The organism is Stenotrophomonas sp. 109824_Sma (genome assembly GCF_056480025.1).
Genome location: NZ_CM151078.1, coordinates 62,192 through 87,011 on the forward strand (window position 1 = coordinate 62,192; position 24,820 = coordinate 87,011).

Genomic DNA, 24,820 nt, shown 5'->3' on the forward strand with positions numbered 1-24,820 from the left:
CTTTGCCATCCGGAATTCCATGTTCTTTCGCAACCTGACGTTCTTCCGTTTCCCGACCACCACCGATTTTTCCGAAGTCGATACCCTGCTGCCGCACGCCCTGCTGAAGCCGGTCGGCGCGCTGGAAATGAATTCGCGCGGCTTCATCTCGCCGTTCGGCCGCGAGGAGAAGGAGCTGCTCTCCCACCGCATCGCCGAACATCTGTGGCTGACCGTGGGCGGCGAGGACAAGATCCTGCCGGCGGCGGTGGTCAACGACCTGCTCGAGCGCAAGCTGGAGGAGATCGAGGAGAAGGAAGGCCGCCGCCCGGGTGGCCGCGAGCGCAAGCGCATGAAGGACGACCTGCTGCATGAACTGCTGCCGCGCGCCTTCGTGAAGTCCTCGCGCAACGATGCCTTCATCGACCTGCAGCACGGCTACGTGGCGGTGGATACCTCCAGCCGCAAGACCGGCGAGTACTTCATGTCCGACATCCGCGGCCTGCTCGGCAGCTTCCCGGCGATGCCGCTGAACGCCGAAGTCGCACCGCGTTCGATCCTGACCGGCTGGATCGCCGGCGAGCCGCTGCCGACCGGGCTGAGCCTGGGCGAAGAGTGCGAGATGAAGGATCCGGTGGAGGGCGGCGCCGTGGTCAAGTGCCAGCACCAGGAACTGCGCTGCGACGAGATCGACAAGCACCTGGACGCCGGCAAGCAGGTAACCAAGCTGGCGCTGATCTTCGAGGACAACCTGTCCTTCGTGATCGGCGATGACCTGATCGTGCGCAAGCTGAAGTTCCTCGATGGCGCCCTGGACCAGCTGGAGCATGCCGACGAAGACGGCCGCCGCGCCGAGTTCGACGCCCGCTTCGCCCTGCAGAGCGCCGAGATCCGTCGCCTGTTCCTGCTGCTGGAAGAAGCCTTCAAGCTCAGCAAGGCTGACTGAACAGGCACCCTGTGGGCCGCCGGTCATCCGGCGGCCCGAAGCAGCGCTATGCTGGGCGCATGAGCCGTCTGCTGCGCCGCCTGATCAGCCCGACCCCGCCCGCCACCGTGCAGCGCGACACCGTTCGCCTGCGCCTGGAGGACGCCGAGATCGAGGTACTGCGCGTGCGCGATCCGCGCGCGCGACGGATCAAGCTGAGCGTGGACGAGCGCGGCGCACGGTTGACGCTGCCGCCGCGGGCCAGCCTGGTGATGGGCGAGCGTTTCCTGGAACAGCACCGCGACTGGTTGGCGCTGCAGCTGCGCCAGTACCAGAGCCATGGCCTGCCCGCCCCGTTGCAGCCAGGCGAGGACGGCGTGCTGCCATTGCGCGGCGAACTGTTGCCGCTGCGCTGGCAGGAAGGCCGCTATGCGCGGCTGGAGATCGACGAACACGGCGCCTGCGTGCAGTGGCCGGCCCGTGCCGGCGATGCCACCCTGCGCCGCCTGCTGCGCGAATTCTACGAAGCACAGACCCGTGCCGATGTCGGCCGCTGGCTGCCGAAGTACCTGCCGACCCTGCCACGTGCACCCAGCCGCCTGCGGCTGAAGGTGATGTCTTCGCAGTGGGGATCGTTGGCGCCGGACGGCAGCATGGCACTGGACCTTGCGCTGGTGCTGGGGCGTCCGGACGCGTTCGAGTATGTGCTGGTGCACGAACTCTGCCACCTGATCCAGCCGAATCATTCGCCCGCGTTCTGGCACGAAGTGGAACAGCGCTTCCCCGCGTGGCGCGAACAGCGCGACTACTTCCAGCTCGAAGGGCGACGCCTCAAGGCTATGCTCCGGCAATTGCTGTAGCGCTAGCGCTACAGCAGTTGCCCACGCATTCTTCCTCTATCTCCGCCTTCGGCGCGCCCCTTCAACAGAAGGGGCTTCACTCCAGACCGTGTGCTGAGCAGTCGAGCAAGCTCGACGCTACAGAGTGAAGAACAACAACTCCGCGGAATGGGAGCGCGCCGCAGAGCGCGCGCAGCGCGCGACCCGCTCCTGCTCTTCTTTTCTTTCTTCCGTGGTGGGCACACCGGAATCTGTCGAAGGACGGGATGGGTGGGATTGCAGGGGTGTCCGCGGCATGGATGCCGCGGCCAAGCCCCCATGGATGGGTTCACGGCGTCCCCCGCAATTCCACCCATCCCGGCCAACCTCATGACCGCGCAGGCCCAACCAACCACGAGGGGCTCAGCCGTTGGCCGAAACCCTCACCCCGCCCGCAACGCCGCCGCCGCCGCCCAGCGCGCCGCCACCCGCGGCGCCGTGATGCACACCGCCTGGTCGGTCACCGTCGTCACCGCGCGCTCCAGCAGCTGGATATCGGCCTCGTGCTGGCGAGCCACATGCGGGTCCTCGAAGAAGATCGCGCGCTGGCAGCGCCCCTCCAGCACCCGGTCGGCAATCTGTGCATCGCCGCCCATCGGGCCACTCTGGTAACGCGTCACCCACGGCGTATCGCTGGGCCACCCCCGGCTCCAGGCCAGCTCGTTCAAGCGCTGCCCGGTGGTGCCCGTCGCCACGCGTTGGCCAAATCGGGCCAGCACATCGAAGTGTTCATCGGCAAAGGCCAGCATCGCCGGCTTCATCGCATCATGCGCGATCAGCGCCAGCGTCTGTCCCTGGAAGGCATGCAGGTCGTCGGCACCGGTGTCGGCCGCCAGCCCGGCGTGGATGCGCTCCACCTCGATCCAGTCGCGTGCGGTGGCCACGGTTGAGATGAACGGCTTGCCGTGGATCACGCACTGCCGCTTGAGCGCGGTTGCTTCCGGAAACACCGAGGACGGATCGACCGGGTCGATCAGGTAGATCGCACCGTCCAGTGTCCGCTCCGGCCCCATGCCGACCACCTCGGCCACCAGCTTCATCAGGCCACCCTCGCGCCCATAGGGATACCGGTGCAGGCCGCCGTAGCCGGCCAGGAAGCCCTGCCGCTCGATCGCATCGTGGGTGCGCCCGACCGCATGCAGTGACACCCCCAGTTCACGCAGGCCCGCCTCGCTGGCACGCAGCCAACGGAACAGCGCGGCGCGCGCATCGTGGTGATGGAGACGGTTGGCGGCCAGGCCGATACGCATCGAGCGCTCCGTAGGGACGGGTAGAAGCGGCAGTGTATGTCGGCATTCGCCGATGCGGATGCTTTTCCAATTTTTCTCATTGTCGCGGAAGCCTGCCTCGCTAGCGTGGCTGCAGCGGTACCGCTGCGCGGCCGTGGTTCCTGCCCGCGAAATGAGGACGTCCATCGTGAATGTCGCCGGCCGCCGCGCCGTCGCCGCTGTCATGGCATCGCTGTTGCTGCCCGGCATCGCCGCTGCATCCGGGTGTGCGAACCCCCTGCAGGTGGCATGGCGCTCCGACCGGCCGCCACTGTCATACAGCCAGCAGGGCGAGGTTGCGGGACTGGCCGCGGACTACCTGCCGCTGCTGGGCACGCAGGCGATGCAGCATGCGAAGCCGTTGCCTGCGGCGGTGCTTGCCGAGGGATCACTGCCGGCCGGCACCCAGGTGCTGCTGGGCTGGCCGCGTGCGCAGCTGCCGGCCGACTGGGTGGCCAGCAGGGCCTACCTGGAGGTGCCACAGGTGATTGTGCGGCGCGAGGGCGCCGCTGCGGTGCTGGGGCTGGAAGGCCTGCGTGGTCGCAGCGTGGCCAGCCCGGACCGGCTGCCGCTGGAGGCGTTGCTGGCCGAGCAGGCCCCGGGGGCGCAGCTGCTGGCACCTGCGCCGCTGGAGCACGCGCTGTCACTGCTGCGTGCCGGGCTGGTCGACGCCGTGGTCGCCAATCTCGCTGAAGTGGAAGCTGCGCTCCGCGCGGAGCCGGGGGATGCCGTGGTGATCGCGGCACCCGCGGGCTTCGGCGATGCACTGGTACTCGCGGCCGCACCGGCCTGTGCCGAGGTGGTCGCTGCTTTCGACCAGCGGCTGCTGCAGGAGGGCGATGCACGTCGCGCGTCGAACCGCAGCGCCTGGCTGCCGGATCGGCCACGCGCGCAGCTCACCGGGTCGGCACTGCGCTGGCTGGTGCCGGCGTCGCTGATCCTGCTCGCACTCGTGTTGCTGCATGCCTTCGGCTACTGGCGCGTGCATCGCGAGAGCGTGCGTCGTCGCGTGCTGGAGCAGCGGTTGCGCGACGTCACCGCGAACCTGCCGGCGGTGGTCTACCAGGCCCGCCGTTCGGCAACCGGCCACTACAGCCTGGCGCAGATCGCCGGCGACGTGCAGGCGCTGTTCGGGGTAAGCGTGGAGACCGCGCGGATCGACCATCTGCAGCTTCTGGCCGCGGTGCATGCCGACGACCGCAGCCGGGTGATGGCGTGCATCGAAGCGGCCGCGCTGGTGCGCGGTCCCATCGACGTTACCTTCCGCACCCGCTCGGCGCAGGGCTGGCGCTGGGTCCGTTCGCAGGGACGACCGCTGCAGTGCGATGACAGCAGCGTGGAGTGGAGCGGCTACTGGTTGGATGTCAGCGAAGCGCAGGCGCGTGCCGCAGCGCTGGCCGAGGCGCGCCGCGCGGCCGAGCAGGCGGCGCTGGCCAAGAGCCATTTCCTGGCGACCATGAGCCACCAGATCCGCACGCCGATGAGTACCCTGCTGGGCATGCTGGAGCGGCTGGCGGGCAGTGACCTGGATGCGGGCCAGCGGCAGGTGCTGACCACCGTGGGTGACGCCGCGCAGATGCTGCGGCAGATCCTCGACGATGTGCTGCACAGCCAGCGCCTGCAGCCAGCGCCACTGCAGCTGCGGCCGACCGACCTTGCGGCGCTGGTGCGCGCGGTGCAGCAGCTGTTGATGCCCGTTGCGGCCAGCCGCGGCCTGCACCTGCACAGCGAGATCGACCCCGCGTTGCAGCGGTGGTCGCTGGCCGATGGGCTGCGCCTGCGCCAGGTCCTGTTCAACCTGGCCGGCAATGCACTCAAGTTCACCCTGCAGGGAAGCGTGGTGTTGCAGGTCCACGTGCTGCAGCAGGGCGATGGCGGCCAGCGGCTGCGCCTGCAGGTGACCGATACGGGCATGGGCATCAGCGTGGAGCGGCAGCAGGCGGTGTTCGCTGCCTACGAGCAGGCCGAGACTTCGACCACGCGCCGCTTCGGTGGCAGTGGGCTGGGCCTGTCGATCTGCCGCGAGCTGGCGGCATCGATGGGCGGGCAGCTGCACCTGCGCAGCGCGCCCGGCAAGGGCACCACCGTATGGCTGGAGCTGGCTCTGGCGGACTGTGCGGCACCAACGGCGGTACCGGTGCTCACGACGGCCGCGCAACGGCCGCTGCCGGCGGCACGGGTGCTGGTTGTCGAAGACCATCCGACCAACCTGCAGTTGCTGGAGCAGCGCCTGCGCGAACTGGGGCTGCAGGTACACGCCTGCGACGACGGCTTGCAGGCATGGGAGGCCTGGCAGGCGCAGCCGTTCGACCTGGTGATCACCGATTGCCATATGCCGCACATGGACGGCTTCGCGCTGGCACGCACGATCCGCAGCGACACCTGCGCCATCCGTGCGCAGGTGCCGATCATCGCGCTGACCGCCAGCGTGCTGGAGCGCACGCGCGAGGCCTGCCGTGATGCCGGCATCGACCATTTCCTGGCCAAGCCGGTGGAGCCGTGCGAACTGCGCGCACTGCTGGAAGTGCTGCTGTTGCCGGACTCAGTGCGCCAGTAGGCGGACGATGCTGGAAGCGGCGTCGCGGCCTTCGGCCACGGCGGTCACCACCAGGTCTGCACCGCGTACCGCGTCGCCACCGGCGAACAGGCGTGGATGCGCGGTCTGGAACGGCAGGCGGTCCTTGCCCCCGGCGACGATGCGGCCGTTGGACTGGCCTTCCACGCCCAGCTCGGCCAGCCACGCCGGCACGCTCGGCGAGAAGCCGAAGGCGATGATCACCACGTCCGCTTCCAGCAGCGATTCACTGCCTTCGATCGGCACCGCGTTCTGGCGGCCATTGGCATCGGGTTCGCCCAGCCGGGTTTCGACCACGGTCACGCCGATCACTTCGTCGTCGGCGCCGGCCTCGATCGACAGCGGCTGGCGGTTGAACAGGAAGCGGACGCCCTCTTCGCGCGCATTGGCCACTTCGCGCGCGCTGCCGGGCATGTTGGCTTCGTCGCGGCGGTAGGCACAGGTGACCTTGGCCGCGCCCAGGCGCACCGCGCTGCGCACGCAGTCCATGCCGGTATCGCCACCACCGAGCACCACCACGCGCTTGCCGTTGAGGTCGGGCAGGGCGATGGTGTCTTCCCAGCCGGCAATCGGCCGGCCCTTCGGGTCATCGCCGCCAACGATGCGGCTGTTCTGCACCAGGAACGGCAGCGCCGGCAGCACGCCCTTCAGGTCCTGGCCGTCGAGGCCACCATCGGTGTAGCGGTAGGCGCCGGTGCCGACGAACACCGCATCATGGGTCTCCAGCAGCTGCTGCGCGCTGAGGTCGCGTCCGATCTCGACGCCAAGGCGGAACTGCACGCCCATGCCCTCCAGCACTTCGCGGCGGCGATGGATCACGTCCTTGTCCAGCTTGAAGCTGGGAATGCCGAACTGCAGCAGGCCGCCGATCTGCTCATAGCGGTCGTAGACCACGGCGGTAATGCCGGCGCGGGCCAGGCGGTCGGCGCAGGCCAGGCCGGCCGGACCGGCGCCGATCACCGCCACGCTGTGGCCGCTGGGCTGCACCGCGCCCAGGTCAGGGCGCCAGCCGCTGGCCAGCGCGGTATCGACGATGTACTTCTCCACCGCACCGATGGTGACCGCCCCGAACTCCTCCAGCGTGCAGCTGCCTTCGCACAGGCGGTCCTGCGGGCAGACGCGGCCGCAGACTTCCGGCAGCGGGTTGGTGCTGTGGCACAGCGTAGCCGCTTCGTGGATGCGGTTCTCCTGCACCAGCTGCAGCCACTGCGGAATGGCGTTGTGCACCGGGCACTTCCAGCTGCAGTAGGGGTTGCCGCAATCCAGGCAGCGACCGGCCTGGTACTGGGCATCTTCCTTGCCGAACTTTCCGTACAGCTCGCCCCAGTCGCCGGACGTGCGCAGTTCCACCGGGATGCGCTGCGGCATGGTGCGGGGCAGGTCGAGGAACTGGAAGGCGTGCTTGCGGCTCATGGCGGGCTCTGGAATGCGAGGGGGAACGTTGCCGGCCAGCGGCCGGCACTACCGGAAAACATCACGCAGCGCGTCGCAGGGTTTCGGTCAGCGACTCGATGCTGGCGGCCTTCGGTTTGACCAGCCAGAACCTGCCGATGTAATCGCGGAACTCGTCCAGGATCTGCTGCGCCCAGATGCTGCCGGTCAGCTCGCGGTGGCGACCGATCAGGCGGTGCAGGTGCTGGCGGTAGTTCTCGAAGCCTTCGGCGGATACGCGATGGATGTCGATCAGCTCGTGGTTGTAGCGGTCGACGAAATCGCGGTCCACGTCCAGCACGTAGGCCAGGCCGCCGGTGAAGCCAGCGCCGAAGTTCAGGCCGACCTTGCCCAGCACCAGCACCACGCCATCGGTCATGTACTCGCAGCAGTGGTCACCGGCACCTTCCACCACCGCCAGCGCGCCGGAATTGCGCACCGCGAAACGCTCGCCGGCGCGGCCCGCGGCGAACAGTTCACCGCCGGTGGCGCCGTACAGGCAGGTGTTGCCGATGATCGCGGTACTGCGTGCCTCGAAGCGGGCACCACGCGGCGGGCGCACCACCAGGCGGCCACCGGCCATGCCCTTGCCGACGTAATCGTTGGCTTCGCCTTCCACTTCCAGGTGCAGGCCGCCCACGTTGAAGGCGCCGAAGCTCTGCCCGGCGCTGCCGCGGAAGCGCAGCTCCAGTGGCGCCTCGGCCATGCCCTGGTTGCCATGCGCGCGCGCCACCGCCCCGGCCAGGCGGGTGCCGATGCTGCGGTCGGTGTTGTGGATCAGGAAGCGATGCTCGCCACCACGCTTGTGCGCGATGGCCGGCGCCAGCAGCCCATCCATCTGCGTGGCCAGGCTGTCCGGCGATTCGTACAGGCGTTGCGCCGCGCAGTGGCTGCCCTCGTAGCGGCTGTCGGCCAGCAGGCGCGACAGATCCACGCGCACGCCGTCGCGCGGCGCGGCGTCGATCTGTCGCAGCAGGTCGGTACGGCCCACGATTTCTTCCAGCGAACGCGCACCCAGGTACGACAGCCAGCCACGCACTTCCTCGGCCAGCAGGCGGAAGAAGTTCTCCACGCGCTCGGGCTGGCCGGTGAAGTGGTTCTCGCGCAGGCGCTCGTCCTGGGTGGCCACGCCGGTGGCGCAGTTGTTGAGGTGGCAGATGCGCAGGTACTTGCAGCCCAGCACGATCATCGGCGCGGTGCCGAAGCCGAAGCTGTCCGCGCCCAGCAATGCGGCCTTGACCACGTCCAGGCCGGTCTTCAGGCCGCCATCGGTCTGCAGCAGGGTACGCCCGCGCAGGTCGTTGGCGAGCAGCGCCTGGTGCGCCTCGGCCACGCCCAGCTCCCACGGCACGCCGGCATAGCGGATCGAGCTGACCGGCGAGGCGCCGGTGCCGCCGTCGTGGCCGGAAATGGTGATCAGGTCCGCACCGGCCTTGACCACGCCCGCCGCGATCGTACCGACGCCGGCATGGCTGACCAGCTTCACCGACACCAGCGCGGTCGGGTTGACCTGCTTGAGGTCGTAGATCAGCTGCGCCAGGTCCTCGATCGAATAGATGTCGTGGTGCGGCGGTGGCGAAATCAGGCCGATGCCCGGACGCGCATAGCGCAGCCGCGCGATCAGTTCGTTGACCTTGTGCCCGGGCAGCTGGCCGCCCTCGCCGGGCTTGGCACCCTGCGCGACCTTGATCTGCAGCACCTCGGCATTGACCAGGTATTCGGCGGTGACGCCGAAGCGGCCCGAGGCCACCTGCTTGATCTTGCTGCGCTTGGCGGTGCCATAGCGTGCGGGGTCTTCGCCGCCTTCGCCGGAATTGCTGCGGCCACCCAGGCGGTTCATCGCAATCGCCAGCGCCTCGTGCGCCTCAGGTGACAGAGCACCCAGGCTGATCGCCGCGGTATCGAAGCGCGGGAACAGTGCACTGGCCGGTGCCACTTCATCGAGCGGCGCGGGCGTGGCGGCCGGCACCAGTTCCAGCAGGTCGCGCAGCGCCGACGGCGGACGCGCATGCACCGCATCGCAGTACTGCTGCCACGCACGCGGATCGCCGCTGCGTGCTGCGCGCTGCAGGGTGGTGACCACGTCCGGGTTGTACATGTGGTACTCGCCGCCGTGCACGTACTTCAGCAGGCCGCCGACATCCACGTCCTGCTGCGCGTCCCACGCCTGCGCGCACAGTTCGCGCGCGTCGGCATCCAGGCGGGCAAAGCCGGCGCCACCGATGCGCGAGGCGGTATCCGGGAAGCACAGGTCCACGACCTCCGGTTCCAGGCCGATGATTTCGAACAGCTGCGCGCCGCGGTAGCTGGCCACGGTACAGATGCCCATCTTCGAGATGATCTTCGACAGCCCCTTGTAGACGCCCTTGCGGTAGCGGCGGCCGATCTGCGACTGCTCACCGCCCTTGCTGAGCTTGAGGATGCCGCGGCGGCCCAGGTCGAACAGGGTCTGGTAGGCCAGGTACGGATACACCGCCGTGGCGCCGAAGCCGAGCAGGCAGGCCATGTGGTGCGGGTCGCGCGCGGTGCCGGTCTCGACGATGAGATTCACGTCGCAGCGCAGGCCCAGCCGCGAGAGGTGGTGGTGGATGGCGCTGGTGGCCAGCAGCGCATGCACCATCGGCCGCCCGGCCACCGGGTAGCGGTCGGACAGCAGCAGCATCACCATGCCCTCGCGCGCGGCCTGTTCGGCCTCGGCGCAGATGCGCTCGATGCCGGCGCGCAGGCCCTCGTCTTCGCTGTAGGACAGGTCGAGCAGGCGGTTGGCCTGCACGTACTGGTCCATCTTCAGCAGTTGGCGCAGCTTGCGCTGGCTGAGCACCGGCGAATTGAGGATGACGTGGTTCACCGTCTCCGGGCCGGCATGGAAGATGTTGGTCTCCTTGCCGAGCTGGGTGGACAGGGACATCGCGCAGTCTTCGCGCAGCGGGTCGATCGGCGGGTTGGTGACCTGTGCGAAGGCCTGGCGGAAATAGTCGTACAGCGGACGGCTGCGCTGGCTCAGCACCGCCATCGGCGTGTCGTCGCCCATCGAGCCGGTGGCTTCCTGTTCGGTCTCGGCCAGCGGCCGCAGCACCTGTTCCACTTCCTCGCTGCTGAGCTGGTACAGCTTGTGGTAGCTGCGCAGGGTGCCTTCGTCGAACGGCTCTTCCACCAGCGAGGGATCGATCAGTTCGGTCTGCAGGTAGGTCACGCCCTGCTGCAGCCACTGCTTGTACGGTGCGCGGCCGCGGTTGATGCGGTCCACCGCATCGGAGTCGAGCAGGTCACCGCGCTTGAGATCGATGGCCACCATTTCGCCGGGGCCGAGCTTGCCCTTGCGCACCACGCGCTCGGTCGGCACTTCCCACACACCGGCTTCGGAGGCGACCAGGAAGTGGCGGTCGGCGGTCAGCATCCAGCGCGCAGGCCGCAGGCCATTGCGGTCGAGGGTACATACGGCGTAGCGGCTGTCGCAGGCGACGATGCCGGCCGGGCCATCCCACGGTTCGCTGTTGAGGCCGTGGAATTCGTAGAACGCGGCCAGGTCCGGATCCTTGAACTCCAGCGACTGGGTGGCCGGTGGCACCAGGATGCGCAGCGCCTGGATCAACTCCATGCCGCCGGCGACCATCAGTTCCAGCATGTTGTCCAGGCTCTGCGAGTCCGAACCGTGCATGGAGATCACCGGGTCGAACTCGGCGATGTCGAAGCGCGGCGTCTTCCACACCTTGCTGCGCGCCTGCGCCCAGCGACGGTTGCCTTCGATGGTGTTGATCTCGCCGTTGTGGGCAAGCATCCGGAACGGGTGGGCCAGCGGCCAGCGCGGCAGCGTGTTGGTGGAGAAACGCTGGTGGAACACGATCGCGCTGGAGGCCAGTTCGCGGCGCTGCAGGTCCGGATAGAAACGGCTGAGCTTGTCCGGCAGCACCATGCCCTTGTAGCTGATCGCATCCGGGGTGAGGGTGGTGACGTAGAAATCGGCGTGCCCGCGCAGCTGCTGTTCGCTGCGGCGGCGGGCCAGGAACAGCGCCAGCGCGAAGCCGGCATCATCCTGGCCGACGCCGGCATCGACGAACACCTGTTCGATGCGTGGCAGCGTATCGCGCGCCAGCTGGCCGCAGACGCTGTCGTCGGTGGGTACCTCGCGCCAGCCGGCGACCTTGCAGCCGACCGCTTCGACCTGCGCCTGCAGCTGGGTGCGGCAGGCGTGGGCCGCATCGGCATCGTGTGGCAGGAACACGACGCCGGCAGCGAACCGCGCAGCCGGCGTGATGCCGGCTTCGCCGGCCAGCAGTTTCAGGAATGCATCGGGGCGGCGCAGCAGCAGGCCACAGCCATCACCGGTCAGGCCATCGGCGGCGACGCCGCCACGGTGGGTCATGCGAGAAAGCGCGGCGATGGCGGTATCAACCAACAGGCGCGAAGGTTGATCGTCGAGCTGGGCGACCATGCCAAATCCACAGGCATCGCGCTCGGAGCGCGGGTCGTAAAGCCCTTGGCGGTTGCGGGGGGCCATCTCTACCTCGATGCGGGATGAATTGAACGGGGACACTCAAGCCCGCTCAATCCCTGGAGCGCATCGTGAGGCCACCGGATGCCTCGACTAGATCACAGGTTGCTGCAGCGCCGCAATACACGGTTGCAGGTGCAACAGAACGCGCCGGCAACCCAGTGCCGGCGCGGGGTCGAACTCAGCCGCAGCGCACGCCGCTGACCAGGCCCTTGTCGTCCACTTCGATGTTCAGGCGGTCGCCGAGGAACTCCATCGTGGCCACGTCATTGGGCTTCATGACGCGCAGCTGGTGGGCACCGGCGTCTTCCTGCGCCTGCTTGCCCAGCGCGTCGGCGTAGGCCTGGCCGACCAGGCTCTGCACCTGGCTGGCATCGCAGGTGCCGACCGGCGGTGCCTCGGTGGCCTTGCCAGCCTCGTCGGCCGGCGCCTTGGCGGCTTCGGCAGCCTGCTGGGCATGGGCCGTGGCCGAATCCTGTTCATCCAGCGCCGGTGCCTGGCAGGCGGTCAGGGCCAGTACGGCCGGCAGCAGCAGGGCGGAGAGCGAACGGGCGCGAATCGGGAACGACATCATGACTCCGGAAGGGATTGTGAAAGCCCGAGCATAGCGGCGAACCGACCCTCACGTGTTTGTCTTGTGTTATCGACAGGTTCGCGGCATCGCGGCGGCGACACTGCGGGCATGCCAACCCCCTCTACCCCCGAACGACAGGCTGCGCGTGCTGCAGGCCTGCGCTATGTCGATGACACCCAGCCGGGCATCAGCCGGCGCCGCGCCGGCAAGGGTTTCAGCTATCGCGATGCCGATGGCCACGCGGTCCGCGATGCCGCCACCCTGCAGCGCATCCGCGCGCTGGCGATTCCACCTGCGTATACCGCCGTGTGGATCTGCGCCCACGCCAATGGCCATCTGCAGGCCACCGGCCGCGATGCCCGCGGGCGCAAGCAGTACCGCTACCACGCGAACTGGGCGAAGGAGCGCGACGCCGGCAAGTTCGACCGCATCATCGCCTTTGGCGAGGCGTTGCCCACGCTGCGGCGGCGGCTGTCGCGGGATCTCAAACGGCCCGGGTTTCCGCAGGAAAAGGTACTGGCCATGGTGGTCGCGCTGCTGGCCGATACGCTGGTACGGGTCGGCAATGAAACCTATGCGCAGCAGAACCGTTCGTTCGGGCTGACCACGCTGCGCAACCGGCATCTGGAACTGCTGCGCGGCGGCCGCGTGCGCATGCGCTTCCGTGGCAAGTCCGGGCAGCTGCAGGAGGTGACCGTGGGCGATCGCAGGCTGGGGCTGCTGGTGCGGCGCCTGCAGCAGCTGCCGGGGCAGGCGCTGTTCCAGTACCGCGATGACGACGGTGCGCTGCAGCCGGTGGACTCCGGTGCGGTGAACGATTACCTGCGCGGGGTGATGGGCGAGGACTTCACCGCCAAGGATTTCCGCACCTGGGGCGGCACGGTGGCGGCGGTGCAGGCGTTCGCCGCCACCGAGCTCCCGGAACCGGCCAGCCAGCGCGCCCTGGCGCAGGCGCAGCGCGCGGTGGTGTGCGAGGTGGCGTCGCTGCTGGGCAACACCCCGGCGGTGTGCCGCAAGGCCTACATCGACCCGTGCGTGTTCGCCGGCTGGGAGCGAGGCGAACTGGCCAAGCTGGCCGGCCTGCGTGGGCCGCGCCAGTGGGAACAGGCCACCCTGCGCGTGCTGCGCAGGGCGCGCCGGCTCAGCCGCAGTCGTCAGCCGCAGTAGATCGCGACGATGTTGTTGGTGCGGCCCTTCTCGATGGTCAGGCGGTCGCCGCCCTCGCTGGCCGGCGGCACACGCGGACCATCGTGACGCAGCACCCGTACGTGCAGGCTGTCGCTGTCCACGCGTGCACGGGCCACGGTGGCGTCCGACGCGGCCAGGCCCAGTGCGCCGCGCACCATGTCGCTGTGGCACTGGCCGGAAATCACGCCGTCGATCGGCTGCACCTGGGCCATCGGCGTGCTGCTGCAGGCGGCGAGGGCAAGACAGACGGCGGCGGTGGCGATGGCATGTTTCATGGAAGGATTCCTTGGTGTGGTTGGGTGCAGCGTGCGACGCCGCACGTGGTGGCGGAATGAATACCGTGCACATCGTGGACACGGCGCGCTCACTGCCGCCAACAGCCTGGGTGGAGACACTGCAGGAGCGGCGTGCGCCGCCCCCGGTAGTGCCGGCCGCTGGCCGGCAGCCCCTTTCCCTCCCGAGGAGACCTGCATGGCCACCACCCGAAAGACCCCCGTCCGCCGCAAAGCCTCGCCCAAGGTGCGCAAAGGCAGCACCGCGACGAAGACCGCTGCCGACCCCGCTCGCCCACGGGTGGTGAAGACCGCAACCCGCAAGGCGGCGGCCAGCGATCCACGGGCAGCGCGCGTCGCGGCCCGGCAGCGACGCCTGCAGGACCAGGAGAAGGCCAAGGACGTGCGCGCGGCAAAGAAAGCCACAAAGAAGCCCGCTACCCAGGCCGGTGCACGCCGGCAACCGGAAGCGATGCCGGCGCAGCAGCTGGCCAAGCCCGGGCATGAACACGAACTGGAGCTGGCGCCGCGTTTCCTTGCACCGGACTACGCCGGCAGCGGCAAGCTGAAAGGCATGCGCGCGATCGTCACCGGTGGCGATTCGGGCATTGGCCGTGCGGTGGCGGTGCTGTTCGCACGCGAAGGCGCCGATGTGGCAGTGCTGCACCTGGACGAGGTCGAAGACGCGGACATCACCCGCCAGCACGTGGAGCGCGAAGGCGGCCGCTGCGTGGTGATCGCCGGTGATGTGCGCGATCCGCGCTTCTGCAACAAGGCGGTCAAGCAGGTGGCCAAGGCGTTCGGCGGCATCGACATCCTGGTCAACAACGCCGCGTTCCAGCTGCATTGCAAGCGGCTGGAAGACCTGGAAGACGCGCACCTGCAGGAGACCCTGCAGACCAACATTGGCGGCTACATCCAGATGGCGCGCGCGGTACTGCCGCATCTGGGCGAGGGGGCCAGCATCATCAACACCGGTTCGGAAACCGGCATTTTCGGCAGCAAGGCGCTGATCGATTACTCGGCCACCAAGGGCGCCATCCATGCCTTCACCAAGGCGCTGGCCAGCCAGCTGCTGCCACGCGGTATCCGGGTCAACTGCGTGGCGCCGGGGCCGGTATGGACGCCGCTGAACCCGGCCGACAAGCAGGCCGGGGACGTCGCCGAGTTCGGCAGGGACAGCGATATGGGCCGGCCTGCACAGCCCGAAGAGTTGTCACCGGCGTATGTGTTCCTGGCCTCGCCGGTCTGTGCCAGTTACATCAGCGGGGTGATCCTGCCGGTGATGGGCGGCCCACGGGGCTGAGTGACGGCGTGATCTGCCTGAATACGGCGTGGCAGTGAGGGTGTGCAGTGCGTCAAACGCCCCAGTGGGGGGCTGGGGTAGGCTGACCCTGTACTGATCACGTCCCAGGACCGACCATGCCCGAGATGGATATCAATGCGGCGGCCGACGAAGTCGTCGCCCTGCTGCGGCAGAACGATGCGCGCGCTGCCGCCACCCGTCTGCAGGTCCTGCACGACGGCCAGAGCGCCGTGGTGCAGGAATCGCTGGATCGTTACATATCGGTGCGTGCCGCCACCGAGCTCGAGGCGTTGCGACGGAATGGTGGTGTTGCCGCAGCGGATGCGGCAACGGTGAACCCGATGCTGGATCGCCTGGGCGAGGCGACGCGGCCACCGCGAATGCCGGATGCGGCGGAGACCGCAGCCCTGAGCCAGGCCCAGCAGTACGATGTGTATGGCAGCATGGTGGCCCAGCGCGGCAACACCGCAGCGAATGACGCGATGGCAACGCAGGACCGCGTGGTGCTGGGGCTGCGCGACGAGAACCGCACCACCGAGGCACGTGGGCGTGGCGTCTACGACGATCGCATCGTGGTGCTGTGGAGGGATGCGCAGGGCCACGGCCATGTGCGCGAGTTCAACCAGGCCACGACTGAGCCGACCGCCCAGTACGACGGGCATGCCAAGACCACGCCACGCAGCCCGGGCTTTGGCAACGTGGCGCCGCGCACCAAGACCGAGGGTGAGGACGTCAACGGCGACCGGGTCAAGGATCTGGGGCGCCTGGGTGAGGGCACCACCGAGATGCGCGCAACGACCCATCCGCGCAATGGCCATCCGAATGAGTTCGCGCTGCGTCCTTCGCAGGACGCGATCACTGCTGGCGCCGGACGGGTGGAGCGCGACAGCAATGGCGACGGCTGGTTCGATGCGCGAGATACGCAGGGCGTGCAGGACCTCAACGACACCTTCAAGATCCATCGGGGCAGCCGCTCCAACACCGATTCGGCCGGCTGCCAGACCATCGGCGGCGGCGAGTACGACGACTTCGTGTCGACGGTGCGCGGCACGCCCGGGCAGAACCGTTGGCAGTACGTGCTGACCTCGGTCGCACCCGGCCAGGCGCGTGAGCTGGGGCAGGACGTGCCGCTCGCGGCCAATGACGACCCCCGTCAGCCGCAGCATCGCGACCATGCCCTGCAGCAGCAGATCAGCACGCGCCTGCAGGCCTTGGGCGGACGCTACGCCGAGCATGCTGATGACTATAGTCTGGTGATGCTGCGCGAAGCGAAGGCCGCGGGCATCACCCGGGTCGACCAGATCGTGGCCAGCAATCCCAGTGCTGGACGTGCGGCGGGCGAGACACTGTTCCTGGTGCAGGGCAGTCCGGGCGATCCTGCGGCGCTGCGCGCAGGCGTCAATGCGGCCGAGGTACGCGAGACTTCGGTGGAAAGCAGCCTGCGCCAACTGCAGCAGCAATCGCGCGAACAGGCGGCACCCACACCCGCGCCTGCACAACTGCAGGAAGCGCCGGCGATGGGAGGGCGTTGAGCGATGATCCGATCACACCTGATGCCGGGCATTTCGTTGATGCTGTTGCTGGCCTGCAGTGCCTGCGCGCCCGCTGGAGAGCGCGTCGCGCCGGTAGCGCCCACTGCCAGCCCGGCGGCGAAACCGGAGGCCTTGCCTGCGCAGACCCTGCCCACTGATCGTGGATTGCCCGCACTGCCGGAAGCCTCCGGCAGCGCCTATCCCGGCGGCCGCTACGCTGCGCTGCCCGAACCTGCCAGGCAGGTGCTGGCGCAGTTGAAGTGCAACGTGGAGGGCGCCAGCAAGGTGCAGGTGCTTTCCATTCCCGCGCAGGATGGCCAGCAGGATTTCATGGTTACTGATCGCAGCGGGCCGCGTTTCCGCTACTGGATGCGGTCGTTCTCCGGCAGTGGCGGTACCACCGGGTATCTGGTGCAGCTGCAGGATTGCCCGGCAACCACCACGGGCATGCGCGCCTACATCGCACAGGGAGCCGCACCGCTGCAGGATGTCACCGCGTCGTTGCTGTCGCAGGCCGAGCTGCCCGACGCGGGGACCATGACGGCTTACCAGAACAAGGGCGCGGGTGATCTGTTCGCCTTCATCGGGGTGCTGGACAAGGTGCCGGTGCTGCGCTGGGTGGCCGAAGCCGACCCCGAACAGCCACTGTCCGTCGATGCGCGCAGCTTCGACCATGGCAATGCCATCCACGGCGGTTTCCTGCGCTGGAACCAGGATCACTTCGAAGTGGCCAGGACCGTACCGGCCGCCTTATGGCCCTGCGACGACAGCCCGTTGCTGCCGTGCAAGGGCGACCCGTTCGTGAGCGGGCGGTGAGGCGTCACGCGCGTAGAAATCGGCAATGCGGGGGATGAACTGCTGTGGATTGGCGCCGACCAGATTGGTCAGCACCACCACCGCGACGTCGCGGTCGGGGTAGACCACGAAGGCCGAGCGGGCACCGCCGATACCGGCCACCTGCAGGTCGGGCGATGCGCGCAGCACCGGCCAGCCGCCCGCCCACGGGCCGGCACAGCCATCGGTGAGGCGCTCTGCGGTCCACATCCGCCGCAGGGCCGTCTTCGGCAGCAGGCGGCCTTCGGTCAACGCGACCAGCCAGCGCGCGGTGTCGTCGGCAGTGGTGAGGATGCCGCCGCCGGCCCATAGTGAGGGCGGAATGTCGTAGAACCAGTGTGACAGGCGTGGCGGAGCATCGGCCGCATCACTGGTACGAGGGGCGAGGCTGTACATCGTCGCCGCATCCGGAATCAGGTCGTAGCTGTCGCCGAAGGTGGTGCGGGCCATGCGCGCGCTGCTGAACTGGCCGGTGGCGAGGAAACGTTCGTAGGGCATGCCGGATTGCTGCGCGATGATCCGTGCCAGCAGCACATAGTTGGTCTGGTTGTAGGCGAAGCGCTGCCCGGGTGCCGCTTCGAGCGGTCGCGCGCTGACCGCCGTCCATGCCTGCGCTTCGGAACCCCCGCCCAGCAGGCCGTTGGCATCGAGGATGTCCGGCAGGCCCGAGGTGTGGGCCAGCAGCTGGCGAACACGCACTTCGCGCCATGCCATGGGGAGGTCGTCCAGGTAGCGCGAGGCGGGTGCATCCAGATCCACTCGCCCCTGCTCTGCCAGCTGTGCGATGGCGACCCCGGTGAAGGCTTTGGTGGCCGAGTTGAGTGGGAAGCGGGTGTCGCGCGAGGCGAGCACGCCGTTTTCGACATTGGCCAGGCCGTAGGCTTCGGAGAGCACGATCTGGCCGTCCTTGACCACGGCCAACTGCAGCCCGGGGATGCGCTCATCCAGCATGATCTGGCGGACCAGGCGGCGGGTCTGGTCGTTGGCCTGGTCCTGGCTGGCAGAGACGGCGGCGAAGGGCAGTGCACTGATGAGCATGAGCAGGGCTCGCAGCATTGGGCGGGACATGGGGAATTCCAGCGGGGCGTTGCGGATCGGATGCAGCGGGCGGGTCAAAGGTTTAGGCGCTCGGTGGTGCCTACCGTTCGTCGGCCCATGACTTCCGGGGGGTTGACTACAGTTGTCGTCACGTAGACAGTGACGACACGTGTAGTCAAGGGAGTGGTGTCATGCGTGGCAAGACGATCGGGGACCAGGAACTGGCCCTGCTGCAGTACATCGATGAACATGCGCCGGCCACGGTCGGCGAGGTCGCCAGTGGTTATGGGGAGGCCCGTGGCCTGGCCCGTTCCACCGTGCTGACGATGATGGAGCGGCTGCGGGCGAAGGGGTATCTTCAGCGCCGGCAGCAGGACGGTGTCTATCGCTACCAGGCCACGCGTGGCCCGGAGAGCGTGCTGCAGGGCGCCGTGGCCCAGTTCGTCGACAACACCCTGCAGGGCTCGGTGTCGCCGTTCGTGGCCTATCTGTCGCAGCGCAAGCAGGTCAGCGACAACGAGCTGGCCGAGCTGGAAGCGCTGGTCGCCCAACTCCAATCGCGCCGCCACGAGGGCTGAGCCATGGACACCACGATGCTGATCCCGATGTTGGAACGGCTGGGCTGGACCAGCCTGCAGACCGTGCTGCTGGTGGCCCTGGTGTATGGCGTATGCCGCGCGCTGCCGTCGCTGTCGGCGGCGACCCGCTGCCGCCTGTGGTGGCTCGTCTCGCTGCAGGCCGTGCTCGGCCTGTTCTGGAGCCAGCCGCTGCAGCTGGCCTGGCTGCCGGCGCCGCAGGCGGTGGCGATGAGCGCGACTGACGTGGCCGCCGATATCGTCTACCCGCTGGCCCCGGAGGCCTCGGCACAGCTGTTGGCCGCAATGCCGGTGCCTGCCGCGGATGTGCCGGCGGTGGCATGGTGGGCCGTCGCACTGGCCGCGCTGTGGATGTCCGGCGTGCTGCTGATGGCACTGCGTACCTTCGGTGAGTGGCGTCGCTGCCGTGCGCTGCTGGCAGCGGCCTATCCCTGCGAGGACCAGGCGCTGGTGCAGGCCCTGCAGCTGGCTTCCGATGCACATGGCGTGCGTCCTGCGCCGCGGTTGTGGATGAGCACGCAGGTGGACGCACCGCAGCTGGTCGGTCCGTTCCGCCCGGTGCTGCTGCTGCCGGCCGGCGACAACGCCCTGCAGGGCGATGCGCTGGACCTGGCCCTGACCCATGAATTGCAGCACCTGCAGCGGCGTGACCTGCAGTGGGGCCTGCTGCCGGCGCTGGCCCAGCATCTGTTCTTCTTCCACCCACTGCTGCGCCTGTCGGTGCGCGAATACGCACAGGCCCGCGAAGAAGCGGTGGATGCAGCGGTGGTTGGCCAGCATGGCGCGAGCCGCCAGGCCTATGGGCGCCTGCTGCTGCAGCTGGGTGTGGCACCGCAGCCGCACCTGGGCGTGGCCAGTGCCGCACCGGATACCACCAGCCTCAAGCGTCGCCTGCTCTCGTTGCAGCCACGCCGGGCCTGCCCGCGCATCCTGGCGATGGCGTTGACCGCTGTGGTGCTGGTGGTGGGCGTGGCGCCGATGCGACTGGTCGCTGCGCCGGTGCCGCCGGCACCGCCCGCGCCTCCTGCGGCGCCGAAGGTCGCTGTGCCGTCGCCGCCGAAGGCTCCGAAAGCACCGCCCGCACCGCCTTCGTCCGCGCGCGTTCCGGCCGTGCCTGTGGCGCCCGCGCCGCCTGCCGAGCCGGCTGATGCCGAGGCGTTGTCAGGTCCGGACGATGCGGATGTGGCGGTCGACGTGGATGCGGATGTCGATGTCGATACCGGCATGCACAGTCAACACACGACCTCCCGCGCCACCTCCATCACCACCTACGGCCGCCTGGACCTGGGCAAGTCGCCGCCGGAGGCCTTCGTGCTGGTCGATGGCGATTCGACCTTCGCCAATGGCGGCATGGACGACGTGACGGTCGCCCGCAGGCAGCTCGGCAAGGGCCCGGCGCTGTGGTTCCGCCAGGGCGACAAGCGCTACGTGGTGCGTGATCCGATGATGATCCAGACCCTGCAGCGTGCCTACAGCGGCGCGGCGGATCTGGGCCGCCAGCAGAGTGCGCTGGGTCGCCAGCAGGGCGAACTCGGCAAGCAGATGGGCGAGATGGGCCGCCTGCAGGGCGAGGAGGCGCGCCGCATGGCACTGGCTGCCGCCGAGGCCGCGCGCAGCGCGATGGCCGCGCATGACATCAACCGCGAAGCGGCGGCGGAAGCGGCGACGGCGGCGCGGGGCGCGACCAACGATGCGGCTGTTGCCCGTGAGGCCGCACGTGAGGCCGCTGCAGAGGCACGTCGTGCAATGCAGGAAGTTGATAAAGAAACCGCGCGGGCCACTCACACCCGCGACATGCAGCGCCTGGCCAGCCAGCAGTCTGAACTGGCCAGCCGCCAGGCGGCGCTGGGCAGCCAGCAGGCCGCGTTGGGTGAGCGCCAGGCACGCGTGCATGAGCAGGCGTCGCGGCAGGCGCAGCAGGTGATCGCGCGCGCACTGGCCAGCGGCAAGGCCGAGCGGCTCTGATCGGTGGTGCCGGCCGCTGGCCGGCAATGTGTGGGGTGCCGGCCAGCGGCCGGCACCCCGTTGATCAACCGCAGCTGGCGCGCTCGATCCGGTTCTGACCGTCCACCTGCACCGTCACGCGGTCCTGGCGGAAGTCCATGGTCACCGCCATGCCCGGCTTGACCACCCGCGCGTTGCGCGCGCCGCTGTCGGCCACCAGCTTCTTGATCGTGGCCTCGTCGGCGGTCTTGCCGGTGAAGGCTTCCAGCGCTTCCGGCCTGCATTCGTGCGCGGCATCGGCCACCGGCGCCGGTGCGGCATCGTGGCGGGTGGTGCTGCCGGCGTGGCTGCAGGCGGCCAGCGGCAGGATGGCGAGCAGGGCAAGGGGATTGAGGCGCATCGTCGGGCTCCAGGCGTGGATGGTGGCGGCAGTGTCACCGCTGCCAGCGTCAGGGCATGTCAACGCGGCCCCATGCCGTTACTGCCCGACCAGCGCCAGCGTCTCACGTTCGCGTTGTTCCTCGTGCACCAGCCGCTGCAGCAGCAGGGCCAGGGTCACCACGTCCTGGTGGTTGTGGTCGGCGACCCGGCGCAGGTCCACCGCGTCGCCTCCACGCAGGAAACGCAGCCATGCGCCCGGGGCTTCGGAGCCAGGCAGGTCGTCCTCGCGTACCACGCGCAGCAGCTGGCGCTCGATGGTGGACAGCTTGCAGTTCTCCCACGTGCCGCGATAGCGGCGGCGGGTCGGATAGAGCAGGTCGACGTGATCCAGCGCGCTGATCGGGCAACGCTGGCGGGCCAGCCGGTAGCGCGCCTTCAGCAGCGGCGCATCGTAGCTGCGCCCGTTGTAGCTGCAGAACACGGTGGACGGCTGCAGCCAGCGGGCGAAGGTGGCCAGCATCGCGTCCTCGGCGGCCATCGTCGACATCAGCAACTGGCGGATGCGCAGGCCTTCGCCGCGTTGCGGGCACACATGCCAGTCGGCGGCGCCGATCATGAAGGCGCGGGTGCCGGTGCCGCCGGCCAGGCCGGTGGTTTCGGTATCGAAGAACAGCAGGTCGCGCGCAGCCACGTGCTGGTCTTCGCGCCTGGCGAAGGCCAGCGACAGCGGGGCAGTCGGGATCGGCTGCGGTTGCAGCGATTCGATCAGGAACAGGCCCGGTGCGATTTCCTCACCGGGAAGCTGGCGATCCTGCGCACTGGCGCGTGCCGGGGCGGCTCCACCCCGCGAGCGCAGGCCGAGCAGGCGGTGCAGGCTGCCCACTTCCGGTCGACGCAGCGGTGCGGCGGCCGTCACAGGCGCAGCAGCGCCGGTCGGCTTGTGGCGGATCTCCTGCTCGACCCAGGCGAACACCGAACGCTCGGCCGGTGGCTGCTGTGCATCGTTGGCGGCCACCGGGGCCGTCGCTGGCGGCGGCTCGGGCGCCACCGGCGTGACTGCTTTCGGGTCGCCGGCCTGCTTCCGCAGCAGGCGCAGCTTGTCCAGGCTCAGGCTCACGGGGCCAGCAGCTCCATCGGGTCGCGTGCGGTCACCACCAGGTCGGGTACGTGCTGGCAGGCCTCGGCATCGAACAGGTCCAGCACGCGCAGCGCCAGCGCACGCGGCGAGGTCTCATCCTCTTCCTGTGCGGCCAGCACCGGGCCGACACAGGCCGGGCAACCGGCCTTGCAGTCGCAGCGCTGCACCAGTTCGCGCGCGCGCTGCACCAGTTCGGCCTGGCGTTGCCACAACGGCTCGCTGAGGCCAACGCCGCCGGGGAAGTTGTCGTACAGATAGACGGTCGGCACGAATTCCTGCAGCAGTTCCACCGTGCCCGGGTCGCCATTGCTGCCGCGCAGCTGGCCACGGCCGCTCTGGTCGGCAATCGCGAACCAGGCACCATCGCCGTTGCCGACCGACTTCTGCAGGTCGCGCGCATCGGCCATCACCGCCACGGTGGCGACGATGTGCAGCGCATACGCCGCGCCGAGGAAGCCATCCAGTGCATCCTGCCTGCTGGCGAACGCGCGCAGCAGCAGCGCCTGCGGCAGCTGCCACCACACCGCGGTGGTGTGCAGTTCCTGGTCGGGCAGGTTCACCGGTCCATAGCCGATGTTCTCGTGGGTGTAGTAGCGGATCTTCTTGTAGCCGGCCACGCGCCGTACCACGTGCACTTCGCCATGGTGCGAATCGCCACGCCCGGCCACGCCGCCGTCGAAACGGTCCAGCACCTTGAGCTTGGTGAAGTCGATGCTGTCGGTGTAGTAGTCCACATGGGTGCGGGTGACATAGGCCTTGCGGCCGTCCCAGTCCAGCGTTTCCACCTGGTAGGGCGTGGACTGCACCATGTGGATGGCGCCTTCGTACAGGGTGAGTGCGGCGGCGGAATAATCGACCTCGGCGATGATCTGCTGGCGGCCGTCGCTGCGGTCGACCACCACGAAGTTGCCGTCGGCCACCGCACGCAGGCTGACCGCGTTGGCCGGATAGCTGTCGGCGATCCATTCCCAGCGCTCGCCTTCGCGGTGAATCACCTCGGTTTCGGCCAGCGCCTCCAGGAACACTTCCGGGTCGATCGGGCCGAAGCCATCGCCGACCCGGAACGGCAGCTCGAACGCCGCGCAGCGGATGTGGTCGAACAGGATCAGCGGCTGGTCCGGCGCGATGCGCGCGTGTTCGGGCGAGGCTTCGGCGAAGAAGTCCGGATGCCGCACCACGTACTGGTCCAGCGGCTGCGAGCTGGCCACCATCACCCCCAGCGCCGGTTGCTGGCGGCGGCCGGCGCGGCCGAAGCGCTGCCAGGTGGCGGCCACGCTGCCGGGGTAGCCATTGAGGATGACCACGTCCAGGCTGCCGATATCCACGCCCAGTTCCAGCGCCGACGTGCTGACGATGCCGTCGATGGTGCCGGCGCGCATCGCACGCTCGGTCTCGCGGCGTTCGGTGGGCAGGTAGCCGCCGCGGTAGGCGCGGATGCGCGGTGGTTTGCGCGGGTCGTGGTCGAAGATGTCCTTCAGGTACTTGGTCAGCACCTCGACCATCAAGCGGGTCTGCGCGAACACCAGGGTCTTCAGCCCGGACTTGATCGCGATGCGCGCGATGCGGTTGCTCTGCGAACGTGCCGAGGCGCGCAGGCCCAGGTCTGGATTGATCACCGGCGGGTTCCACAGCAATACCTGTTTCGGTCCGCTGGGCGCGCCGGATTCGGTGATGGCGGTGACCGGTGCCTCGATCAACGCCTCGGCATGCGCCTGCGGATTGCCGATGGTGGCCGAGCACAGGATGAACTGCGGTTGCACGCCGTAGAACGCGCAGATGCGCTTGAGCCGGCGCAGCACGTTGGTGACGTGGCTGCCGAATACGCCGCGGTAGGTGTGCACTTCGTCGATGACGATGTAGCGCAGGTTCTCGAAGAACTGCGCCCACTTGGTGTGATGCGGCAGGATGGCCTGGTGCAGCATGTCCGGGTTGGACACCACGATGTCGCCATGCAGGCGGATCGCCTGCCGCGCATCGCCGGGGGTGTCGCCATCGAAGGTGAAGGCCTTCACGCCGAGGTCGCCGGCACGGTTGAGTTCCAGCAGCTCGGCCACCTGGTCCTGCGCCAGCGCCTTGGTCGGGAACAGGTACAGCGCCTTGGCGTTGTCCTGCATCGCCGCGCTGACCACCGGCAGGGTGTAGCACAGCGACTTGCCGCTGGCGGTGGGGGTGACGATGGCCACGTGCTCGCCGCGCTGGCTGGCCTCCCAGGCCTCGGCCTGGTGGCTGTAGAGCTGCTCGATGCCACGTTCCTTCAGTGCCGCGGCCAGTGCCGGTGGCACCGAGTCGGGAATGGGGGCGTAGCGGCCCTCGCGGCCGGGAATGGCGAAGCTGCCGGTGATGCGGTCCTGGTAGCGGCGCTGCAGTCGCGCGCTGAGCAGGGCGCCGTCGCGGGCGGGCAGGCCGTCGCGGGTGGCGAGCTTCTGCTCGGCATCGGCGGTGCGCTTGGCGAGTTCGTAAGCCATGGAA

18 protein-coding genes are annotated in these 24,820 nt (G+C 68.9%); 9 read left to right on the forward strand and 9 right to left on the reverse strand.

Annotated features, from left to right (window positions below; genetic code table 11):
- Nucleotides 1–19: 19 nt before the first annotated feature.
- Nucleotides 20–925, forward strand: a complete 906-nt coding sequence (locus ACZK1G_RS00285; RefSeq protein WP_005411825.1) for a recombination-associated protein RdgC — start codon at nucleotides 20–22, stop codon at nucleotides 923–925.
- Between the two features lie 59 nt (nucleotides 926–984).
- Complete coding sequence (locus ACZK1G_RS00290; RefSeq protein ID WP_049443572.1) at nucleotides 985–1,764, forward strand: M48 family metallopeptidase; 780 nt, start codon at nucleotides 985–987, stop codon at nucleotides 1,762–1,764.
- A 401-nt stretch (nucleotides 1,765–2,165) separates the two neighbouring features.
- On the opposite strand, the gene ACZK1G_RS00295 is transcribed toward ACZK1G_RS00290, so the two are convergent.
- A complete protein-coding gene (locus ACZK1G_RS00295; RefSeq protein WP_014035467.1) occupies nucleotides 2,166–3,032 on the reverse strand; it encodes a methylglyoxal synthase in 867 nt (288 codons plus the stop codon).
- Between the two features lie 166 nt (nucleotides 3,033–3,198).
- On the opposite strand from ACZK1G_RS00295, the gene ACZK1G_RS00300 reads away from it, so the two are divergent.
- Complete coding sequence (locus ACZK1G_RS00300) at nucleotides 3,199–5,607, forward strand: response regulator (RefSeq protein ID WP_101764650.1); 2,409 nt, start codon at nucleotides 3,199–3,201, stop codon at nucleotides 5,605–5,607.
- Here ACZK1G_RS00300 and ACZK1G_RS00305 read toward each other — a convergent pair.
- From ACZK1G_RS00305 to ACZK1G_RS00315, 3 genes are all read right to left on the reverse strand, one after another.
- The gene (locus ACZK1G_RS00305) at nucleotides 5,593–7,038 is read right to left on the reverse strand and encodes an FAD-dependent oxidoreductase (protein WP_049443574.1); all 1,446 of its coding nucleotides are present in this window, start codon (nucleotides 7,036–7,038) and stop codon (nucleotides 5,593–5,595) included. The genes ACZK1G_RS00300 and ACZK1G_RS00305 overlap by 15 nt on opposite strands.
- Nucleotides 7,039–7,099: 61 nt before the next feature.
- Entirely contained in the window at nucleotides 7,100–11,554 is a 4,455-nt protein-coding gene (gene gltB / locus ACZK1G_RS00310; RefSeq protein ID WP_101764651.1) for a glutamate synthase large subunit, read from the reverse strand.
- A gap of 175 nt (nucleotides 11,555–11,729) precedes the next feature.
- On the reverse strand, nucleotides 11,730–12,119 hold the full coding sequence (locus tag ACZK1G_RS00315; RefSeq protein ID WP_014035471.1) for an I78 family peptidase inhibitor: 390 nt from the start codon (nucleotides 12,117–12,119) through the stop codon (nucleotides 11,730–11,732).
- A gap of 111 nt (nucleotides 12,120–12,230) precedes the next feature.
- On the opposite strand from ACZK1G_RS00315, the gene ACZK1G_RS00320 reads away from it, so the two are divergent.
- A complete protein-coding gene (locus ACZK1G_RS00320) occupies nucleotides 12,231–13,289 on the forward strand; it encodes a DNA topoisomerase IB (RefSeq protein WP_101764652.1) in 1,059 nt (352 codons plus the stop codon).
- On the opposite strand, the gene ACZK1G_RS00325 is transcribed toward ACZK1G_RS00320, so the two are convergent.
- Nucleotides 13,277–13,585 carry a hypothetical protein gene (locus ACZK1G_RS00325; RefSeq protein WP_049443579.1) on the reverse strand — a complete coding sequence of 103 codons (309 nt, stop codon included), beginning with the start codon at nucleotides 13,583–13,585 and terminating at the stop codon, nucleotides 13,277–13,279. The genes ACZK1G_RS00320 and ACZK1G_RS00325 overlap by 13 nt on opposite strands.
- Nucleotides 13,586–13,781: 196 nt before the next feature.
- Between ACZK1G_RS00325 and ACZK1G_RS00330 the strand changes: the two genes are divergently transcribed.
- The 3 genes from ACZK1G_RS00330 (at nucleotide 13,782) to ACZK1G_RS00340 (ending at nucleotide 17,236) form a co-directional block, all read left to right on the forward strand.
- A complete protein-coding gene (locus ACZK1G_RS00330; protein WP_101764653.1) occupies nucleotides 13,782–14,888 on the forward strand; it encodes an SDR family oxidoreductase in 1,107 nt (368 codons plus the stop codon).
- Nucleotides 14,889–15,004: 116 nt separating this feature from the next.
- On the forward strand, nucleotides 15,005–16,420 hold the full coding sequence (locus ACZK1G_RS00335; protein ID WP_101764654.1) for an XVIPCD domain-containing protein: 1,416 nt from the start codon (nucleotides 15,005–15,007) through the stop codon (nucleotides 16,418–16,420).
- A 3-nt stretch (nucleotides 16,421–16,423) separates the two neighbouring features.
- Nucleotides 16,424–17,236, forward strand: coding sequence for an SPOR domain-containing protein (locus ACZK1G_RS00340; RefSeq protein ID WP_101764655.1), 813 nt, complete (start codon nucleotides 16,424–16,426; stop codon nucleotides 17,234–17,236).
- On the opposite strand, the gene ACZK1G_RS00345 is transcribed toward ACZK1G_RS00340, so the two are convergent.
- A complete protein-coding gene (locus tag ACZK1G_RS00345) occupies nucleotides 17,171–18,292 on the reverse strand; it encodes a serine hydrolase domain-containing protein (protein ID WP_101766360.1) in 1,122 nt (373 codons plus the stop codon). The genes ACZK1G_RS00340 and ACZK1G_RS00345 overlap by 66 nt on opposite strands.
- A gap of 191 nt (nucleotides 18,293–18,483) precedes the next feature.
- On the opposite strand from ACZK1G_RS00345, the gene ACZK1G_RS00350 reads away from it, so the two are divergent.
- Both ACZK1G_RS00350 and ACZK1G_RS00355 read left to right on the forward strand, forming a co-directional pair.
- The gene (locus tag ACZK1G_RS00350; protein WP_049443587.1) at nucleotides 18,484–18,870 is read left to right on the forward strand and encodes a BlaI/MecI/CopY family transcriptional regulator; all 387 of its coding nucleotides are present in this window, start codon (nucleotides 18,484–18,486) and stop codon (nucleotides 18,868–18,870) included.
- Nucleotides 18,871–18,873: 3 nt separating this feature from the next.
- Complete coding sequence (locus tag ACZK1G_RS00355; protein WP_197622191.1) at nucleotides 18,874–20,853, forward strand: M56 family metallopeptidase; 1,980 nt, start codon at nucleotides 18,874–18,876, stop codon at nucleotides 20,851–20,853.
- A 64-nt stretch (nucleotides 20,854–20,917) separates the two neighbouring features.
- Here the strand turns inward: ACZK1G_RS00355 and ACZK1G_RS00360 are convergent, their stop codons facing one another.
- The 3 genes from ACZK1G_RS00360 to ACZK1G_RS00370 form a co-directional block, all read right to left on the reverse strand.
- Nucleotides 20,918–21,232 (reverse strand): I78 family peptidase inhibitor, encoded by a 315-nt coding sequence (locus ACZK1G_RS00360; protein WP_049443590.1) that lies wholly within the window; start codon nucleotides 21,230–21,232, stop codon nucleotides 20,918–20,920.
- A 78-nt stretch (nucleotides 21,233–21,310) separates the two neighbouring features.
- On the reverse strand, nucleotides 21,311–22,330 hold the full coding sequence (locus ACZK1G_RS00365) for a ribonuclease H-like domain-containing protein (RefSeq protein WP_101764657.1): 1,020 nt from the start codon (nucleotides 22,328–22,330) through the stop codon (nucleotides 21,311–21,313).
- Entirely contained in the window at nucleotides 22,327–24,816 is a 2,490-nt protein-coding gene (locus ACZK1G_RS00370; RefSeq protein WP_101764658.1) for a DEAD/DEAH box helicase, read from the reverse strand. Before ACZK1G_RS00370 ends, ACZK1G_RS00365 begins: the two co-directional genes overlap by 4 nt.
- Nucleotides 24,817–24,820 lie beyond the last annotated feature (4 nt).

What these genes read in the sequence shown, in the direction of transcription:
- ACZK1G_RS00315 (WP_014035471.1), bottom strand. Translation starts at nt 12,119, where the DNA reads ATGTCGTTCCCGATTCGCGCCCGTTCGCTCTCCGCCCTGCTGCTGCCG.
- ACZK1G_RS00325 (WP_049443579.1), bottom strand. Translation starts at nt 13,585, where the DNA reads ATGAAACATGCCATCGCCACCGCCGCCGTCTGTCTTGCCCTCGCCGCC.
- ACZK1G_RS00360 (WP_049443590.1), bottom strand. Translation starts at nt 21,232, where the DNA reads ATGCGCCTCAATCCCCTTGCCCTGCTCGCCATCCTGCCGCTGGCCGCC.
- ACZK1G_RS00290 (WP_049443572.1), top strand. Translation starts at nt 985, where the DNA reads ATGAGCCGTCTGCTGCGCCGCCTGATCAGCCCGACCCCGCCCGCCACC.
- ACZK1G_RS00370 (WP_101764658.1), bottom strand. Translation starts at nt 24,816, where the DNA reads ATGGCTTACGAACTCGCCAAGCGCACCGCCGATGCCGAGCAGAAGCTC.
- ACZK1G_RS00345 (WP_101766360.1), bottom strand. Translation starts at nt 18,292, where the DNA reads ATGCTCATCAGTGCACTGCCCTTCGCCGCCGTCTCTGCCAGCCAGGAC.
- gltB (WP_101764651.1), bottom strand. Translation starts at nt 11,554, where the DNA reads ATGGCCCCCCGCAACCGCCAAGGGCTTTACGACCCGCGCTCCGAGCGC.
- ACZK1G_RS00355 (WP_197622191.1), top strand. Translation starts at nt 18,874, where the DNA reads ATGGACACCACGATGCTGATCCCGATGTTGGAACGGCTGGGCTGGACC.
- ACZK1G_RS00320 (WP_101764652.1), top strand. Translation starts at nt 12,231, where the DNA reads ATGCCAACCCCCTCTACCCCCGAACGACAGGCTGCGCGTGCTGCAGGC.
- ACZK1G_RS00330 (WP_101764653.1), top strand. Translation starts at nt 13,782, where the DNA reads ATGGCCACCACCCGAAAGACCCCCGTCCGCCGCAAAGCCTCGCCCAAG.
- ACZK1G_RS00305 (WP_049443574.1), bottom strand. Translation starts at nt 7,038, where the DNA reads ATGAGCCGCAAGCACGCCTTCCAGTTCCTCGACCTGCCCCGCACCATG.
- ACZK1G_RS00285 (WP_005411825.1), top strand. Translation starts at nt 20, where the DNA reads ATGTTCTTTCGCAACCTGACGTTCTTCCGTTTCCCGACCACCACCGAT.
- ACZK1G_RS00335 (WP_101764654.1), top strand. Translation starts at nt 15,005, where the DNA reads ATGCCCGAGATGGATATCAATGCGGCGGCCGACGAAGTCGTCGCCCTG.
- ACZK1G_RS00295 (WP_014035467.1), bottom strand. Translation starts at nt 3,032, where the DNA reads ATGCGTATCGGCCTGGCCGCCAACCGTCTCCATCACCACGATGCGCGC.
- ACZK1G_RS00340 (WP_101764655.1), top strand. Translation starts at nt 16,424, where the DNA reads ATGATCCGATCACACCTGATGCCGGGCATTTCGTTGATGCTGTTGCTG.
- ACZK1G_RS00350 (WP_049443587.1), top strand. Translation starts at nt 18,484, where the DNA reads ATGCGTGGCAAGACGATCGGGGACCAGGAACTGGCCCTGCTGCAGTAC.